17 protein-coding genes are annotated in these 15687 nt (G+C 72.2%); 8 read left to right on the top strand and 9 right to left on the bottom strand.

Annotation, left to right across the window (positions count from 1 at the left end; genetic code table 11):
• Positions 1-25: 25 nt before the first annotated feature.
• The gene (gene dmeF / locus JOE48_RS15630) at positions 26-1009 is read right to left on the bottom strand and encodes a CDF family Co(II)/Ni(II) efflux transporter DmeF (protein ID WP_210031207.1); all 984 of its coding nucleotides are present in this window, start codon (positions 1007-1009) and stop codon (positions 26-28) included.
• 116 nt (positions 1010-1125) lie between these two features.
• Here dmeF and zwf point away from each other — a divergent pair, with 116 nt between their 5' ends.
• Positions 1126-2652, top strand: coding sequence for a glucose-6-phosphate dehydrogenase (gene zwf, locus JOE48_RS15625; RefSeq protein WP_210031205.1), 1527 nt, complete (start codon positions 1126-1128; stop codon positions 2650-2652).
• A gap of 339 nt (positions 2653-2991) precedes the next feature.
• Here the strand turns inward: zwf and JOE48_RS15620 are convergent, their stop codons facing one another.
• The 3 genes from JOE48_RS15620 to JOE48_RS15610 form a co-directional block, all read right to left on the bottom strand.
• Complete coding sequence (locus JOE48_RS15620) at positions 2992-3957, bottom strand: homoserine kinase (protein WP_210031204.1); 966 nt, start codon at positions 3955-3957, stop codon at positions 2992-2994.
• Positions 3958-4048: 91 nt separating this feature from the next.
• Positions 4049-5053 (bottom strand): 4-hydroxy-3-methylbut-2-enyl diphosphate reductase, encoded by a 1005-nt coding sequence (gene ispH, locus JOE48_RS15615; protein WP_210031202.1) that lies wholly within the window; start codon positions 5051-5053, stop codon positions 4049-4051.
• 132 nt (positions 5054-5185) lie between these two features.
• Entirely contained in the window at positions 5186-6031 is an 846-nt protein-coding gene (locus JOE48_RS15610; protein WP_210031200.1) for a C40 family peptidase, read from the bottom strand.
• Between the two features lie 286 nt (positions 6032-6317).
• On the opposite strand from JOE48_RS15610, the gene JOE48_RS15605 reads away from it, so the two are divergent.
• On the top strand, positions 6318-6650 hold the full coding sequence (locus tag JOE48_RS15605; protein ID WP_312893237.1) for a hypothetical protein: 333 nt from the start codon (positions 6318-6320) through the stop codon (positions 6648-6650).
• Between the two features lie 35 nt (positions 6651-6685).
• On the opposite strand, the gene JOE48_RS15600 is transcribed toward JOE48_RS15605, so the two are convergent.
• Positions 6686-7372, bottom strand: a complete 687-nt coding sequence (locus JOE48_RS15600; RefSeq protein WP_210031196.1) for an SDR family oxidoreductase — start codon at positions 7370-7372, stop codon at positions 6686-6688.
• A 481-nt stretch (positions 7373-7853) separates the two neighbouring features.
• Positions 7854-8132, bottom strand: a complete 279-nt coding sequence (locus JOE48_RS15595) for a hypothetical protein (RefSeq protein WP_210031195.1) — start codon at positions 8130-8132, stop codon at positions 7854-7856.
• Positions 8133-8406: 274 nt separating this feature from the next.
• On the opposite strand from JOE48_RS15595, the gene JOE48_RS15590 reads away from it, so the two are divergent.
• Positions 8407-8616, top strand: coding sequence for a cold-shock protein (locus JOE48_RS15590; protein ID WP_210031194.1), 210 nt, complete (start codon positions 8407-8409; stop codon positions 8614-8616).
• Between the two features lie 136 nt (positions 8617-8752).
• On the opposite strand, the gene JOE48_RS30350 is transcribed toward JOE48_RS15590, so the two are convergent.
• From JOE48_RS30350 to JOE48_RS15575, 3 genes are all read right to left on the bottom strand, one after another.
• Complete coding sequence (locus tag JOE48_RS30350; RefSeq protein ID WP_245252842.1) at positions 8753-8968, bottom strand: hypothetical protein; 216 nt, start codon at positions 8966-8968, stop codon at positions 8753-8755.
• 461 nt (positions 8969-9429) lie between these two features.
• The gene (locus JOE48_RS15580; RefSeq protein ID WP_210031193.1) at positions 9430-9585 is read right to left on the bottom strand and encodes a hypothetical protein; all 156 of its coding nucleotides are present in this window, start codon (positions 9583-9585) and stop codon (positions 9430-9432) included.
• 433 nt (positions 9586-10018) lie between these two features.
• On the bottom strand, positions 10019-10729 hold the full coding sequence (locus JOE48_RS15575; protein ID WP_210031192.1) for an MgtC/SapB family protein: 711 nt from the start codon (positions 10727-10729) through the stop codon (positions 10019-10021).
• Positions 10730-10983: 254 nt separating this feature from the next.
• Between JOE48_RS15575 and JOE48_RS15570 the strand changes: the two genes are divergently transcribed.
• The 5 genes from JOE48_RS15570 to JOE48_RS15550 all read left to right on the top strand — a co-directional run bounded on the left by JOE48_RS15570 (position 10984) and on the right by JOE48_RS15550 (position 15676).
• Entirely contained in the window at positions 10984-11988 is a 1005-nt protein-coding gene (locus tag JOE48_RS15570) for a MoxR family ATPase (protein WP_210035812.1), read from the top strand.
• Positions 11989-12224: 236 nt separating this feature from the next.
• Positions 12225-13079, top strand: coding sequence for a DUF58 domain-containing protein (locus JOE48_RS15565; protein ID WP_210035811.1), 855 nt, complete (start codon positions 12225-12227; stop codon positions 13077-13079).
• A 24-nt stretch (positions 13080-13103) separates the two neighbouring features.
• Positions 13104-13577, top strand: a complete 474-nt coding sequence (locus JOE48_RS15560) for a DUF4381 family protein (protein ID WP_210031190.1) — start codon at positions 13104-13106, stop codon at positions 13575-13577.
• A gap of 7 nt (positions 13578-13584) precedes the next feature.
• Complete coding sequence (locus tag JOE48_RS15555) at positions 13585-14622, top strand: VWA domain-containing protein (protein WP_210031187.1); 1038 nt, start codon at positions 13585-13587, stop codon at positions 14620-14622.
• A gap of 124 nt (positions 14623-14746) precedes the next feature.
• The gene (locus JOE48_RS15550) at positions 14747-15676 is read left to right on the top strand and encodes a vWA domain-containing protein (protein WP_210031184.1); all 930 of its coding nucleotides are present in this window, start codon (positions 14747-14749) and stop codon (positions 15674-15676) included.
• Positions 15677-15687: the final 11 nt, after the last annotated feature.

Below are 15687 nucleotides of genomic sequence, written 5' to 3'. Positions count from 1 at the left end.
CAGACCGGGACGGCGCGGACGGTTCTCAGGCCAATGCCGCATGCCCCGGGCAGGGCTGGACCTCCACGGTGACGTGGCTCAGTCCCCTCACCCCGGCGAGCCGGGCCTTGTAGTGGGCCGGCGGCCGGGGATCGTCGCTGACGAGGGCGATCACGGCGGCGCGGTGGCCCGGCCCGACCTGCCAGAGATGCAGGTCGCTGATCCGGTCGCCGTCAATCTCCAGCCGCTCCCGGATCTCCCGGGTGGCGGCGGGCGAGGGCCGGGCATCGAGAAGCACGAGGCCGGCCGTGCGGAGCAGGCTCCACGACCATGCCAGGATCACCGCCGTGCCGACCAGCCCCATGGCCGGATCGAGCCAGGCGAGGCCGAGATAGCGCCCGCCGAGCAGGGCCGCGATGGCCAGGACCGAGGTGAGCGCGTCGGCGAGCACATGGATGTAGGCGGCCCGGAAGTTGGTGTCGTGCCCGCCGTGTCCGCCATGTCCCCCGTGAGCGTGTCCCCCGTGGGCGTGTCCCCCGTGGGCGTGGTCTCCGTGACCCTCGTCGTCGTCGTGATCGTCGTGGAGCAGCCAGACGCTGGCGACGTTCACGGCGAGCCCCAGGATGGCGATCGGGATCGCCGGCCCGAAGCCGATCGCCACCGGGTGCAGCAGACGGTCGAGGCTCTCGGCGCCGATCAGCAGCGCGATGAGCCCGAGGATGATCGCGCTGGCGAAGGCCGCCAGATCCCCGAACTTGCCTGTGCCGAAGCTGAAGCGGGGATCCTCCGCGTGCCGTCGGGCGAAATGATAGGCGAGGGCGGCGATGCCGAGCGCGGCCGCATGGGTCGACATGTGCCAGCCGTCGGCGACCAGCGCCATCGAGCCGAACCACGTGCCGCCGATGATCTCGGCGACCATGGTGGCGGCGGTCAGCCCGACCACCGCCCAGGTCCGGCGCGCGTGCCGCTCGTGCCGGTTGCCCAGGAAGACGTGGCTGTGAGCCCAGGGTTCGAGGGAATGGGTATGCATGCGGGGTTCCTTGATCCTAGACTCGGCGCAGCATAGCCCAACGGGCACCGGAACGGCCCTCGCCGCGGCGGGTTGTCAGGCCGGTTTGCTGCACCGCAGCCACACGGGAGTCAGGGATGGCCGAGCCGACGACAGCCCTCAAGGACACGGCAGCCTGCGGCACCGAGCCGGCGCCGCCCTGCACGCTGGTGATCTTCGGGGCCGGCGGCGACCTGACCAAGCGCCTGCTGATGCCCTCGCTCTACAACCTCGCGGGCGCCGGGCTCCTGGCCGAGGGCTTCTCGATCCTCGGCATCGACCACAACGACGGCACCGACGAATCCCTCCGCGAAAACCTCACCCAGACGCTGGAGGCGTTCAGCAAGGACCCGACCTCCGAGTTTCACGCCGACCATATCGACCCGACGAGCTGGGGCTTCATCCGCGAGCGCCTGCACTACCTCAAGGGTGATTTCGAGAAGCCCGAGACCTACGCCGCCGTGAAGCAGCGGGTCACCGGCAACGCGGTGTTCTACTGCGCGGTGGCGGCCCGCTTCTTCGGGACGATCGTGGACGGGCTCGGGCAGGCCGGGCTGCTCCGCCAAGAGGGCGACAGCTTCCGCCGCGTGGTCATCGAGAAGCCGTTCGGCTCCGATCTCGACTCGGCCCGGGCCCTCAATGCCCGGATCCTCAAACAGGGCGACGAGAGCCAGTTCTTCCGGATCGACCATTTCCTCGGAAAGGAGACGGTGCAGTCGATCATGGCGTTCCGGTTCGCCAACGGGCTGCTGGAGCCGGTCTGGCGGCGGGAATACATCGACAGCATCCAGATCACCGCCGCCGAGACGGTCGGCGTCGAGGAGCGCGGTGGCTTCTACGAGCCGACCGGGGCGCTGCGCGACATGGTGCCGAACCACATGTTCCAGCTGCTCTGCATGGTCGGCATGGAGCCGCCGAACTCCTTCGACGCCGAGGCCGTGCGCACCGAGAAGGCGAAGCTCGCCGAGGCGGTGCGGCCGATCCCACCGGAGGATGCGGTGCGCGGCCAGTACACGGCCGGCACCTCGGAGGGACGCGACGTTCCGGCCTACCGGGACGAGCCGCACGTCGCCAAGGATTCGGTCACCGAGACCTACATCGCGTTGAAGCTCAACATTGAGAACTGGCGCTGGGCCGGCGTGCCGTTCTACATCCGCACCGGCAAGCGCATGACCGGGCGGCGCACCGAGATCGCGATCCTGTTCAAGCCGGCCCCGTTCAAGATGTTCGAGGACACGCCGACCGCCGACCTCGGGCCGACCGTGATGCGGATCCTGATCGATCCCGACCACGGGGTCAGCACCGAGTTCAACGTCAAGGTGCCGGGGCCGCAGATGAAGATCGGCCGGGTACGCTCCGGCTTCCGCTACAAGGACTTCTTCGCCGACCGGCCGAATGTCGGTTACGAGACGCTGCTCTACGATTGCATGACCGGCGACGCGACGCTGTTCCAGCGCGCCGATAACATCGAGGCCGGCTGGGCGGCGGTGGAGCCGCTGCTCAAGGGCTGGCCGCAGGCGGATGTCGCGTTCTATCCGGCCGGAAGCCCCGGCCCGAAGGAGGCCGACGACCTCCTGGCCCGGGACGGGCGGCACTGGCTGGGGTTGGACGGGGAGACGGATTGAGCGGCCGATTCGTTCGGTCGAGAACGGGAGCAATCGGCTCCGCGCCGCTCCCTTCCCGCGCTCCCTTCCCGGCGGACGAAGGACTGCGCACAGTGCAGTTTTCATCGCCCGTGCGCGCAGATCGCCTGGTCGTCGTCTCTGTAGGAAAGCATCGCAGTCGCGAACCCCGTCATTCCGGGCTCCGCTGCGCGGCCCCGGAATGACGGGGTGGCCTCCTTCAAACCGGTCGCGGCAGATGGATCCGTGCTCGCCGCCGCTTGAACGGCTTCATCAACCCGGTTGTCCAGCGGTTCGCCAGTTCGGCTGGAAGGGCTCGGCCCCCGCGGGGCTCATTCGGTCTCAGCCCGGCCGCCCGTAATCCCGGGCGTCCCGCGCCTGCCGGTGGAAGGTGAGCCGACGATCGAATTCCCGCGGGTCCTTGGGCTTCACCAGGGCGCCCGGCGGCACGTTCAGCCAGTCGACCAGGCGGGTCAGCATGAAGCGCAAGGCCGCGCCCCGGCACAGGATCGGCAGGGACGCGACCTCGGCGGGCTCGAGCGGCCGCACCGCCTCGTAGCCGGCGATCAGGGCCGCCGCCCTGTCGCGGTGGAAGGTGCCGTCGGGGTCGAAGCACCACGCGTTGAGGCAGACCGCGAGGTCGTAGGCGAACGCATCCGTGCAGGCGAAGTAGAAGTCGATCAGGCCCGACAGCGCGTCGCCGATGAAGAACACGTTGTCGGTGAACAGGTCGGCATGGATCACGCCGCCCGGCAGGTCCAGCGGCCACTGCGCCTCGAGAACGGCGAGGTCGGCCCGGGTGCGCGCCGCGAGGCCGGGCTCGACCGAATCGGCCTGGGCCTCGGCCTGCGCGAACAGCGGCCGCCAGGACGAGACCGAGAGGCTGTTGTCCCGCACCATGGCGAAGTCCCGGCCGGCTTCGTGGAGCGCGGCCAGCGCCCGGCCGAGCTCTCGGCAATGCTCCGCGCCCGGTGCCTTGACCGAGACGCCCTCCAGGAAGCTCACGATGGCGGCGGGCCGGCCGCAGAGCTGCCCAAGGGCCTGACCGGCCCGGTCCCGCACCGGCTGCGGGCAGGCGAGGCCGCGGGCCGAGAGATGCTCCATCAGGCCGATGAAGAACGGCAGGTCCTGTTCCCGGACCCGCTTCTCGTAAAGGGTCAGGATGTAGGAGCCGCCGGTGGTGTGCAGGAAGAAGTTCGAGTTCTCGACGCCCTCGGCGATGCCCTTGTAGGAGAGCAGGCCGCCGATCGCGTAGGCCGACAGGAAGTCGGCGAGCGCAGCGTCGGATACCTCGGTGTAGACGGCCACGTGTTCGCGCTCTGAATTTTTGGAACTTCGATACGACGAGGGGCGCCGAAGCGCCCCCGCATAAAGCCTGCCACGCCTGTGTCCAGGCCGCCTACTCGGCGGCCTCGCTGCGCAGCTCCCGCGGCAGCGGGAAGACCATGTCCTCGATCACCGTCGAGACGGTGTCGACGATCACGTCGTAGCGGGCCGCGAAGGCGTCGATGATCTCCTCGACCAGCACCTCGGGGGCCGAGGCGCCGGCGGTGAGGCCGAGCTTGCGGATGCCCTCGAAGGCCGGCCAGTCGATTTCCTCGGCGCGGAGCACCAAGCGGGTGATCGGGCAGCCGACGCGCTCGGCGACCTCGCGCAGGCGCTGCGAGTTCGACGAGTTCGACGAGCCCACGACGATCAGGGCGTCGACCAGCGGCGCCACCTGCTTCACCGCCTCCTGGCGGTTGGTGGTGGCGTAGCAGATGTCGTCCTTGTGGGGCCCGGTGATGTTCGGGAACTTCTTCTTCAGCGCCTCGACGATGTGCCTTGTGTCGTCCACCGACAGGGTCGTCTGGGTGACCCAGGCGAGGTTGTCGGGATTGGCCGGGGTCAGGGCCGCGATCTGCTCGAGATCTTCCACCAGGGTGATCGAGCCCTTGGGCAGCTGGCCCATCGTGCCCACCACCTCCGGATGGCCGGAATGGCCGACCAGCAGCACGTGGCGGCCGCGCTTGTGGTGGATCTCGGCCTCGCGGTGGACCTTGGTGACCAGCGGGCAGGTGGCGTCGATCGTGGTCAGCCCGCGCGAATCAGCATTCGCCGGCACGGTCTTGGCAACGCCGTGGGCCGAGAAGATCACCGGGGCGGCGCCGTCCGGCACCTCGTCGAGCTCGCGGACGAACACGGCGCCCTTCCGCTTCAGGCTCTCGACCACGTACTTGTTGTGCACGATCTCGTGGCGGACGTAGACGGGCGGCCCGTAGATGGCGAGCGCCCGCTCCACCACGTCGATGGCCCGCACCACGCCGGCACAGAAGCCGCGCGGGGCGCAGAGCAGGATCTCCAGCGGCGGCTTGCCGGCGGCGGTGCCCGGAACGGGCTCAGAAATCGCGATATCGGCGGTCATGCTGGGGATGTGGCGAGGGCGGGGCTGTCCTGTCAACATTCCTGGCCCATGAACAGGGCAGGAACCGGGCAGGAAGACGGCCGCGGGGCGCCTCTGTAGCACGATTGCCGCGCGAATTGGACCCCGGCCGGGTCAAAGGCGCCGGAAGCCGGTCACGGCACCGAAACTGTTGGCCTGGATCCGGGCCCTGGCCTCGGCCAGCGGCTCGGCCGCCACCGCCATGTGGTGGCCGTTGGCGTGGATCAGCGTCTCGGCATCGAGCATCAGCCCGACATGGCCGCGCCAGAACACGAAGTCGCCCCGGCGCAGGGCCGCGCCATCGCGGGGCAGCGCCTGGCCGAGGTCCCGCTCCTGCAGGTCGGCATCGCGCGGGCAGGGTAGCCCCGCCGCGTCGAGGCAGAGCTGCACGAGGCCCGAGCAATCGAGCCCGAGGCTGGTGCGCCCGCCCCACAGATACGGCGTCCCGAGAAGCCGGGCGGCCGTGGCCGCGTAGTCCGGCTCGCGAGCCGTCACCGGCGCGCAATGGCGGGCGAAGACGAAGCCGCCGGGGGTCTCCAGATATCCGTCCGTCTCCCCGGTCACCACGAGGCGCGCCCCGAGGCTTATATGGGCGCGGACCGGCCGCTTCAGGTCCGGCTCGGGATACAGGAAGGTGCGCAGGGCCGTGACCCGGTGGGTCGGCTCCGGCGCGGCCGGGCCCAGGCTCGCGGCCGGCAAGTAGCCGACATAGCCGTCGCGCACGAGCTGCACGAAGGCGAAGCCGTCCGCCTCGTCGTAGAGGTCGACGGCGTCGCCGAGGAGCGCCTCGGTGTCGAGCCCGGCCGCTTGGGATGGCGCCCGCCGCAGCGGCGCCGCCGGCGCCGTCACCCGGCGCGGCGCGGCCGCCACGTAGCGCGCCGCGGCGACCCGGCCGCGCAGGCGCAGATCGGCGAGGTCGGCACGCGCCGGGGTGAGCCGGGGATCGAGAATCGCGGTCATCGGGCGATGCTAGCACGGGCGGCCTTAATGACGGCCTCGCCGGTGAGACGGTGGCGACGGACGTCGCACGAAGTGTGCTGCGCTCCTATGCCGCATCCTGTGCGAGGCCGGAAGGATTCTGCCGAAGGATTGTTCGTGTGCTTGAGCCGGCCGCTCCCGCCCTGCCCATTCCTGCAGCAGGCGCCCCCCAGGCATGTGTCCGGCACGGCGGTCAACGGTTTTTGATGCACTGCACAACCCGGCTGGAAAGCGCTATGTCTTCCGGATGAAGACCGCGAGTCGCCCCGTGAAGAAGACGCAGAAGAGCTTCGCCGACCTGCCCCCGATCCGGGTTCGCCGCGAGCCGCCGACCGTGAACGAGGCGGTCGCCGCCGCGCAGGACCTCGCCGACGATGTCGAGCAGCAGGTCGAGATCGCCGCGGGCCTGATCGGCCTGCCCGCCGACGAGGTCCGCCCGCACGTCCTGGCGGCCAAGAGGGCCAAGCCCGAGCGCGTTTCTGAGCGGATCCTGACCCATGCGAGCCCGAGCCGGGCGCCCCGCACCGTCGTCGTCGAGCGGCGCACCCGCCCGACCGTGGTGATCGAGCGCCGGGTCCGGCCTCTCGACCCGCGCCGCTGAGCGACCCGGCCCGGGGCCGCGTCACCACAGCCGTGTCACCACGGCAGTGTCTTGCCCGTGTAGTCGAGGTAATGGGCGCCCGGCCGGCCGAGCCGGTCCGCGATCACGTCGGCGAGCCCCGTGACGCTGGTCTCCACGTCGATGTCGGCCTCCGCCCCGCCCATCTCGGTGCGCACCCAGCCCGGGTGCAGGATCAGCACCGACAGGTTCTCGGCCCGGTGGCGGATCTCGAAGCTGCGCGCCAGGGTGTTCAGCGCCGCCTTGCTGGCCCGGTAGGTCTCCCAGCCGCCGCTGTCGTTGAGGCCGACGCTGCCGAGGACCGAGCTCATCAGCGCGAGGCTGCCGCCGGGGGCAAGGCGGTCGAGGAACGCCTCGGCGAAGCGGATCGGGCTGACCGCGTTGGTGAGGAAGACCTGCGCGGCCACCGCCCGGGGCACCGCGTGGAGCGGATCGTGCGCCTGCGTGGCGACGCCGGCCACCACGAAGATCAGGTCGAAGCACTGGCCCGCCAGGCGGTCGTGGAGGGCGGCGACGCCCGCATCGTCGTCGATGTCGGCGGTCTCGATGCGCAGCGCCTCCGCGCTCAGGCGGCCGAGCTGGGCGGACGGCGTGCGCTGGGTTGCGGTGACGCGCCAGCCGCGCGCCAGGAAGGTCTCGACGAGGCCGAGCCCGAGGCCGCGGGAGGCCCCGACGATCAGCGCGCTCTTCTGGGACTGGGTCATGGTCGGTCTCCGGACATCGGCCGGATAAGGTCCGATCGGGCCAGGAGGTTTCGTGACCCGGCAGGCCCCGGCTTGGGCAGGCCCCGATCGGGCCGCGTTCCAGGGTTCGAACGCAGCCGGCTTGACCGGGGAAGGTCCGGGTCGCGTGGATGTCCGCCGGTCCGCTTCGGAACGCCCGGTGCGTTGAAGCGGACGTCACCGTCACGTGGGGAGAAGCGTGAAGACTGGCCCGGCCATCGAGCGGCCGAGGCTGACCGGAAGCGCCGCTTGCGTCCCGCCGGCGCGCCGATGCGGGCCTGTCTGCGCGATGGCGTCCGAGACGGGATATCGACGGCCCGCCGTTGACGGGCGCGCGTCCCGGGTCAGGCACGCGCCGGACGCCGCCATCCCGATGGGCGAGATCCGGCCAACCGGCGGCCGCGCGACTTCTCAGTCGCCGCGATCCTGTTGTCCGGTCGGCCTCGCCGGCGGAAGGCCGCGCTCAGGGATCGGGGGTTGGCTCCTCCTCGAGCAACGCGATCGAGGCCGCGATCGGACCGTCGAGCGGTCCCACATGGGCGACGAAGCGGGCACGGGACCAGAGTTCGACGCGGTCTCCGTCGCTCAGATGAAAGGCGCATTCCGCAGCTTCCGCGTCGGTGGCGGCCTCGATCGGTATGGTCGCGCTGACGCTGCCATCCGGCGCGAACCGGTAGGCCCGGTAGGGTGTGAGTGCGCAGGACGAACGGCGGCCGGCTGGAAAGCTCACGACGTCTGCCATTCGCGTGCCTGTTCGCTGCAGTCGAGAACACGAGCCCCGGCGGCGCGCGCGCGGCACGGAAACCGCCGAGGCCGACATCCTGCGCCTCGGTGCGCCGCAAAGATAGCTCGGATGATGCGGCAGCCGGAACGAAGGCCGGTCGCGCTGTCAAGGTTCCTGCAATCATCCCTTCGGCGTCATCTGATCTGGGCCATGCATGGAACGGGCAGACGACCCAGGGGGTTCGAACTTCACGGCACGCCGCGTTGGCGTGCTGGCGACCAGGGTTACCGCTATGGCTACCGGTACTGTGAAGTGGTTCAACGAGACCAAGGGCTACGGATTCATCCAGCCCGACGACGGCGGCAAGGACGTGTTCGTCCATATCTCTGCTGTCGAGCGCGCTGGGATGCGCAATCTGATCGAGGGTCAGAAGGTCGACTACGATGTCGAGGCTGACCGGCGTAGCGGCAAGGAGAGCGCTGCCAACCTGAAGAGCGCCTGAGGCTTTCGTTGTCGGGATGGCGCGTGTGCGTCATCCCGCTTCGTCCGAACGGATCTGACATCCGCGCCGCGCGCCGCGTCGCGTATCAGCGCGCCGGTGACGTTGACGTCCCCCTCGACCCCGCTCACCAGCGCCGTCAGCGGGCCGGGATCTCCGGGCCGGGGTTCAGCAGGGTGGCCTCGCCGTCGGACGCCTTCCAAACCTGCAGCGATCCCTCGCGAACGAACATGGCGAACGCCTCGATCACCTCCCATCGATCGAAGGCCTGCGCTCCGTCCACGGCACGGCCCACGATGCAGGCCGCGTCGGGAGCCCCTGCGACCGGTGCTCGGCTCTCCAACGAGAAGATCACGCCCGAGCGATCGGGCCTCAGCGCGGCCGGCAGCGCTTCGATCCGGCGCCAGAGGCAATGCCATCGGGCACAGATCTCCGGGCGCTCGGGGTAGATCCCGCATCCCGTTCCGGTGTTGTGGCGGCACAGGATTCCCGCGGGCTTGTCGAGGACCGGGATCTCCAGAACCCGGCAACACAGCGTGCACGAACCGCAGGATCGATCCGAAACCGAGGGCGGGGCCGATCGCGGTGGCGCTGCTCGTCCGCCGGCGCGGTCGCCTGTTTCGATCGTGATCGGCCTGCTCTCACTGTCGGGTTGCGGCACGTTGGGGTGCGGAACGTCCTGCGCGCGGTGATGCTCAGGGCGCCGGCCGCGAGCATCGCGTCACCGGCGCTCCTCGAAGGCGCGGGCCTCGGAGGGGATCAGAGCGCGACCGATCGACGCCCGCGATCCGGGCAGACGCCGCCCGGGACGCGACCTCAGGCCTTCGGCGGTTGCCGGTTGGTCTTGAAGTTTCTGGTCTTCGGTTCAGGCCTGAGAAGCTCAGGCTTGTTGGCCAGGAGTCGCTTCACCCGCTCGTTGAAATCCTCGGGGGTGACGGCCTGCGCTTTGCCGGTCGTGAATTCGCGTGCCATCTCGGCTCCGTTTCGTCGCCCAGGGCACGGATTTGCGCGGCGGGATCGTGGGGCTATGCGCCTTCTTGCGCCGGAACACCACTGCCCGTTCGGGGTCGCAGGGCGGTCTGCCGAACGCGACAGGCGCCCATCCGACGGGTCGTGACGTCCGAGCGGGACGCGAAAAGCGTGCGCCTCAAGGTCTCCGGGGGCGGCCCGCGAGGATTGAAGCCCCGCGCGAGCGTTCAACAGGCGCGCGTTTCAGAACCCGGACGTCCGAAGTCGGGAGCGGCGCGACCGCGACGGTATGGAGGCGCGTGGCCAGGTCCCGTGCTCACCGTCCTCGGAGGTGCGTGACCTTGACCGACATTGGACGGTCGTCGCGCCGCGTGGACGACGCTTGAGGTGATATGCGCGCAGATACCGGGCCGATCGGGCTTCGACCCTGGAAACGTCAGTCGGCGGTCTGGATCGACCATGTGGCGTGGCGGATGCCCGGGGCGCGGGCGAGCTCGGCGGTGACGGCGTCGAGCTCCTCCGCCTTCACGGCGCTGGCCGTGAGGGTCGCCACCACGTCGACCGCGCGCTCGCCGCGCTCCTCGACCGCGACGCTGCTGACCGGGTAATGGGCCGCCTCCAGGCGCTCGACCAGCAGGTCCTGGGCCGGCCCGGCCTCGCCGGGTGCCGTGGTGACCTGGACCTCGTAGGTCGCCTCGGTGGCGGATTCGCGGATCGGCGCGCGGTTGATGGCGTTCACCAGCGGCCGCAGCGCCGTGTTGCAGGCCAGCACCGTCACCATCACGAACACGGCCTCCAGCGGCAGGTCGGCGCCGCAGAACGCGCCGACGGCGGCCGAGCACCACAGCGTGGCGGCCGTGTTGAGGCCGCGGACGTTCATGCCCTCCTTCATGATCACGCCGGCGCCGAGGAAGCCGATGCCGGAGATCACGTAGGCCACCGTGCGGACCCCCCCGTCCGGGCCGGTCAGCCGCATGCCGAGATCCACGAAGGCGCTCGCGCCCACCGCCACCAGCACGGCCGTGCGCAGGCCGGCCGTGCGCTGCCGGTACTGCCGCTCGGCCCCGATGATCGTGCCGAGCACGAAGGCCACGAGCAGGCCGATGCCGGATTTCAGTTCTTCGGGGAGGGCGGCGTAGCTGGTCATCCGCGGTCTCATGGGAGCGGGGAGGTGACGGAACCGTGACACCATGGCCCGGCCCGGACCGGACAGCGTGTCCGAAGCGGGATTGACGGCCGCACCGGGCAGCGGGCACACCGGCAAGAGCCTGAGGATCCCTTAAGAATTCGGGACCCGGCCGAGGAGACGTGCAGGATGCAGCACACGGCCCACACGATGGCCCGGGAAACGGCCGCGGCAGCGGATTCGATCCGCGTCGGATCGTTCGCCGCATGAGTGGGATGCTGAGCGGGGCCCTTGCCGAACGCCGGCCCGAGAGCCTCCCGGATGCGGATCTGCACGGCCGCGTCATGGCGTTGCGCGAGGGGCTGGAGCGCGGCCTGATCGGCAGCGCCGGCCTCGTCGAGCGCCTGCTGATCGGGCTCCTGACCGGCGGCCACCTGCTGATCGAGGGCGCGCCGGGGCTGGCCAAGACCCGCGCGGTCAAGCGGCTCGCCGACGGGCTCGACGGCTCCTTCGCGCGCATCCAGTGCACGCCGGACCTGATGCCGGCCGATCTGACCGGCACCACCGTCTGGCGGCAGGACAGCGGCACGTTCGAGTTCCTGCCGGGGCCGCTGTTCCACGCCCTCGTGCTGGTCGACGAGGTCAACCGCGCCCCCCCGAAGGTGCAGTCGGCGCTGCTCGAATCCATGGCCGAGGGGCAGGTGACGGTCTCAGGGACCACCCATCGGCTGTCCGACCCGTTCATGGTCGTGGCGACCCAGAACCCGATCGAGCATGCCGGCACCTTCCCGCTGCCGGAGGCGCAGCTCGACCGCTTCCTCCTCCACGTCGTGGTCGACATGCCCGACGAGGCCACCGAGCGGGCGATCCTCGACCTGGTCGAGGGCGAGATCACCCACCATGTCGATGCCATGACCATGCGGTTGTCGCTGGCCGACGTGCGCGCCGCCCGGGAGGCCGCGCTCGCCACCTACGTGTCGCCGGCGCTCAAGGACTACCTCGTCCGGCTGGTGGCGGCGACCCGCACCGACGCGGCCGCCCCGGACCTGCGGGCGATGATCGAGCACCCGGCCTCGCCGCGCGGCACCCTGGCGCTGATGATGGCCGGCAAGGCCCGGGCCTGGCTGCGCGGCCGGGACCACGTCATCCCGGAGGATGTCACCGAGCTCGCCCGCGACGCCCTCTCCCACCGCATCGGCCTGACCTGGCGGGCGGCCGCCGAGGGCAGGACCGCGCGGGGGCTCGTCGGCGAGCTGGTGCAGCGGGTACGGGCGCTCTGACGGTGTTCGGCTTCGCGCGCCGCCGATCCCCTCCCCCCGCCACGGGAGCGGGTGGCCCCCGCGTGAGCGGGGGTCGGGAGCGGGGCGCGACGGTGCCGAATGAGGCTGCGGCCTTTCCATCAGGCGCGACCGTGCCTGAAACGGCGCTCGCCTCTTCCCCCCTGCTCCGCGGGGTACCCTCCCCCGCAGAGGGGGGAGGGATCAGCGGCGGCATCCACCTCTCCGGCGAGGCGCTGATGGGCCTGCGCCACCTCGCCCGGCGCGGCTCCGCGCCCGCGACCCGGACGCTGGCGGGCCTGCCCGGCGGCATCGTCACACGGCGCCGCGGGCGCGGCTCCGAGCCGGAGGATGTCCGGCTCTGGTCCGAGGGCGACGACCGCCGCTTCATCGACCGCAACGCCACCGCCCGCACCGGGCAGCTGCACGTCCGCACCCACCACGACGAGCGCGACCGCGCCGTGGTGCTGCTCGCCGATTTCCGATCCTCCATGCTGTTCGGCACCCGCCGGGCGCTCCGTTCGGTCGCGGCCGCCGAGGCCCTGGCGCTGCTCGGCTGGCGGGTCGCGGCCGATGGCGGCCGGGTCGGCCTCGCGGTGGCCTCGGCGGGCGCGCCGACCGTGCTGCGGCCGGCGGGCGGCGAGCGCGCCATGATCGCGGTCACCGGGGCGCTGGCCCAGGCCCATGCCGACGCCCTCGGGGCCGAATCCGGCGCGGAGCCGCCTCTCGAGGCGACGCTCGGCCTCGCCCGCAGCCTGCTGCCCGCCGGCGGCCACCTCGTCATCGCCAGCGCCCTCGACGATCCCGGCCCGGGCTTCGACGAATTGCTGACGCTGCTCGCCGAGCGGATCGCGATCCGGCTGATCCTGGTCAGCGACGCCTTCGAGCGGACCCGGCCGCCGGGCTATTACCCCTTCGCCCTCGCCGATGGCCGCCGCGGCACGGCGCTGCCGACGGCCGGCGCATCGGGGGACTCCGCCGAGGCCCGGCTCGCCGACTATGCCCGCCGGGGCATCGCGGGCGTGCGCCTCGACGTCGAGACCGGGCCGGAGGCCTACGCGCCGCTGATGGAGCGCCTCGATGCGGTGCTGTGAGGCCGGAACCGGCGGTCCCTCCCGATGAATCCCGTCACGCCCGCCGAGACGCCGCTGACCCTCGACCAGCTCCGCGGCCTGCACCTGCCCGGCGGCGCCGCGGGCGCCGTGCAGGGCGAGATCATCGCGGCGGCCGCCCTCGGCTTCCTCGCCGCCCTGCTGGTCGGGCTGGTGCGCTACGGGCGCGGCCGCGCAGGGGCCAGCCTCCGCCGGGCGGCTTTGGCCGAACTCGCCCGCAGCCGCGGCCTCGACCCGGAGGCGCGCCTCGTCGCCCAGGCGCGCCTGCTGCGTCGCCTCGGCCGGACCCTCGGCGGCGATGCCGAGGCCGGCGCCACGGGCGCGGACTGGGCCGCCCGCCTCGACGGGCTGTTCAGGACCGACTTCTTCACGCGGGGTGCCGGACGGGTGCTCGCCGACGGCCTGTACCGGCGGCAGGATCCCGACCTCGATGCCCTCGACGCCGAGCTCGGCCGCCTGATCGGACGGCTGCGGGCATGATCGCCGCATGACCGCCCTCCTGCCCGCCTGGCTCAGCGCTCTCCTGTCGGCCTTCGACCTCGCCGCGCCCTGGGCGCTGCTGGCCCTGCCCCTGCCGCTGCTGGCCGCCCGCCTGATCCCACCCGAGCCGGAGGGCGGCAGCGGGGCGCTCCGCGTGCCCGGCACGCTGGTCGGCGACGGGCGCACCGGCGCCGATCTGGCCGCTCGCGGGCGGCGGCGGGCCCTGCTGACCTGGACGCTGTGGATCGCCCTGGTGGCGGCGCTGAGTGGTCCGCGCCTCGTCCTGCCGGCCGCCGCGCTCCCAGCCTCGGGCCGCGAGATCATGATCGCCATGGACCTGTCGGGCTCCATGGAGCGGCGCGACTTCGCCCTCGACGGCGAGACCGTGAACCGGCTCACCGCGGTCAAGCGCGTGGGCACCGACTTCATCCGGCGCCGGGCCGGCGACCGGATCGGCCTCGTGATCTTCGCCGACCAGGCCTACGTGGCCGCCGCCCCGAGCTTCGACACCGCGGCGGTCGCCCGGGCGCTGGACGAGGCCACGATCGGCATCAGCGGCCGCTCCACCGGCATCGGCGACGGCCTCGGGCTCGCCCTGCGGCGGCTCGATCCCCGGGATGCCGGGGGCGAGGCCGCATCCGGGAGCAAGCCCGGCGAGAAGGCCGCGAAGGCCGTGATCCTGCTCTCGGACGGCGCCAACAATGCCGGGCAGACCGCCCCCAAGGACGTGGCAGAACTCGCCCGGGAGCTGGGCATCAAGGTCTACACGATCGCGCTGGGGCCCCGCGACATGGCCGATGCCGACGGCGAGCAGGACGTGGTCGACACCGAGACCCTGCGCGACATGGCTCAGGCTAGCGGCGGCGAGGCGTTCCGGGTCCGCACCACGGACGACCTCGTCCGGGTCGCGGATTCCATCGACCGGCTGGAGGGCGGCCGCGCCCTGGCGCCGCCCCTGCCGCTGCGCCGGGACCTCTGGCCCTGGCCGGCTGCCCTGGCGCTGCTGGCCGTCGCGGCGCTGCTCGCCAGCCGGAGGGGGGCGTGATGCGGGACGGATTTACGCCGACCGAGCGGGTCGCGACATGCTGCTGGCCCACGACGCTTCGCCCTCCCCCCTCTCCCGCAGGGGGGGGAGGGCGCACGGCGCGCGCGCTCTGCGGACCGGCCCGATGAGCCTCCTCGACGCCTTCGCGCTGCTGCGCCCCTGGTGGTTCCTGGCGATCCCGGTCGTCGCCCTGCTGGCGTTGCGCGCCGCGTGGCGCTCGGCGCCGCTCGGCGACTGGGCCCGGGCGGTCGATCCAGCGCTGATGGCCCATCTCGCCCGGACCGGCGCGGTGCTCGGCGGGCGGCGGCAGGCGAACCGCGCCGCCGCGCTCGCGGCCGGGCTGATCGCCCTCGCGCTCACCGGCCCCGCGGTGGAACGCGCCGACGGGCGCACCTTCCGCAACCTCGACGAGACCGTGCTCGTCGTCGACCTGTCCCGCTCGGTCGCCGAGGGCGGCAACCTCCAGGGCGTCCGGCAGGCCGCAGCCGCGGTGGCCGAGGCCGCCGGCACCCGGGCCGTGTCGCTCGTCGTCTATGCCGGCGACGCCTACCTCGCCGCCTCGCCCACCACCGACCGCGACAGCCTCGGCACCACCCTGTTCGCCCTGGACGCCGACACGGTGCCGGACCGCGGCTCCCATCCGGAGCGCGGCCTGGCGCTCGCCCGCCGTACGCTCGCGGAGGCCAGCGTGGTCGCGGCCGACGTGGTGCTGATCAGCGACGGCGACGGCATCGGCGAGGCCGCGACCCGCGAGGCGCGCGCCATCGCGGAGCACGGCTGGCGCCTCCATGCCCTGTTCGTCCCCGCCGACAAGCCGCTCCCGCCCGGTGCGCCGAAGCCCGACCGGACGGCGCTGGACGCCCTCGCGCGATCCGGCGGCGGCACGATCGCCGACATCGCGAGCCCCGGCCCGGTGCTCGACGCGGTCGGGGCCGGGCTCAGTCAGCACCTCGCGGCCGGCGGCTACGGCGTGCTGGCCTACGCGGATCTCGGGCGCTGGCTGCTGCTGCTCGCGGCCGTGCCGGCCCTGATCCTGTTCCGCAGAAGCGCCTGATGAGGAGCGCG

The sequence above is a fragment of the Methylobacterium sp. PvR107 genome (genome assembly GCF_017833295.1).
In the GTDB taxonomy this organism is placed as follows: domain Bacteria; phylum Pseudomonadota; class Alphaproteobacteria; order Rhizobiales; family Beijerinckiaceae; genus Methylobacterium.
Note: the sequence above shows the minus strand (reverse complement) of the source record. Positions and strands in the feature narration are given on the sequence as shown.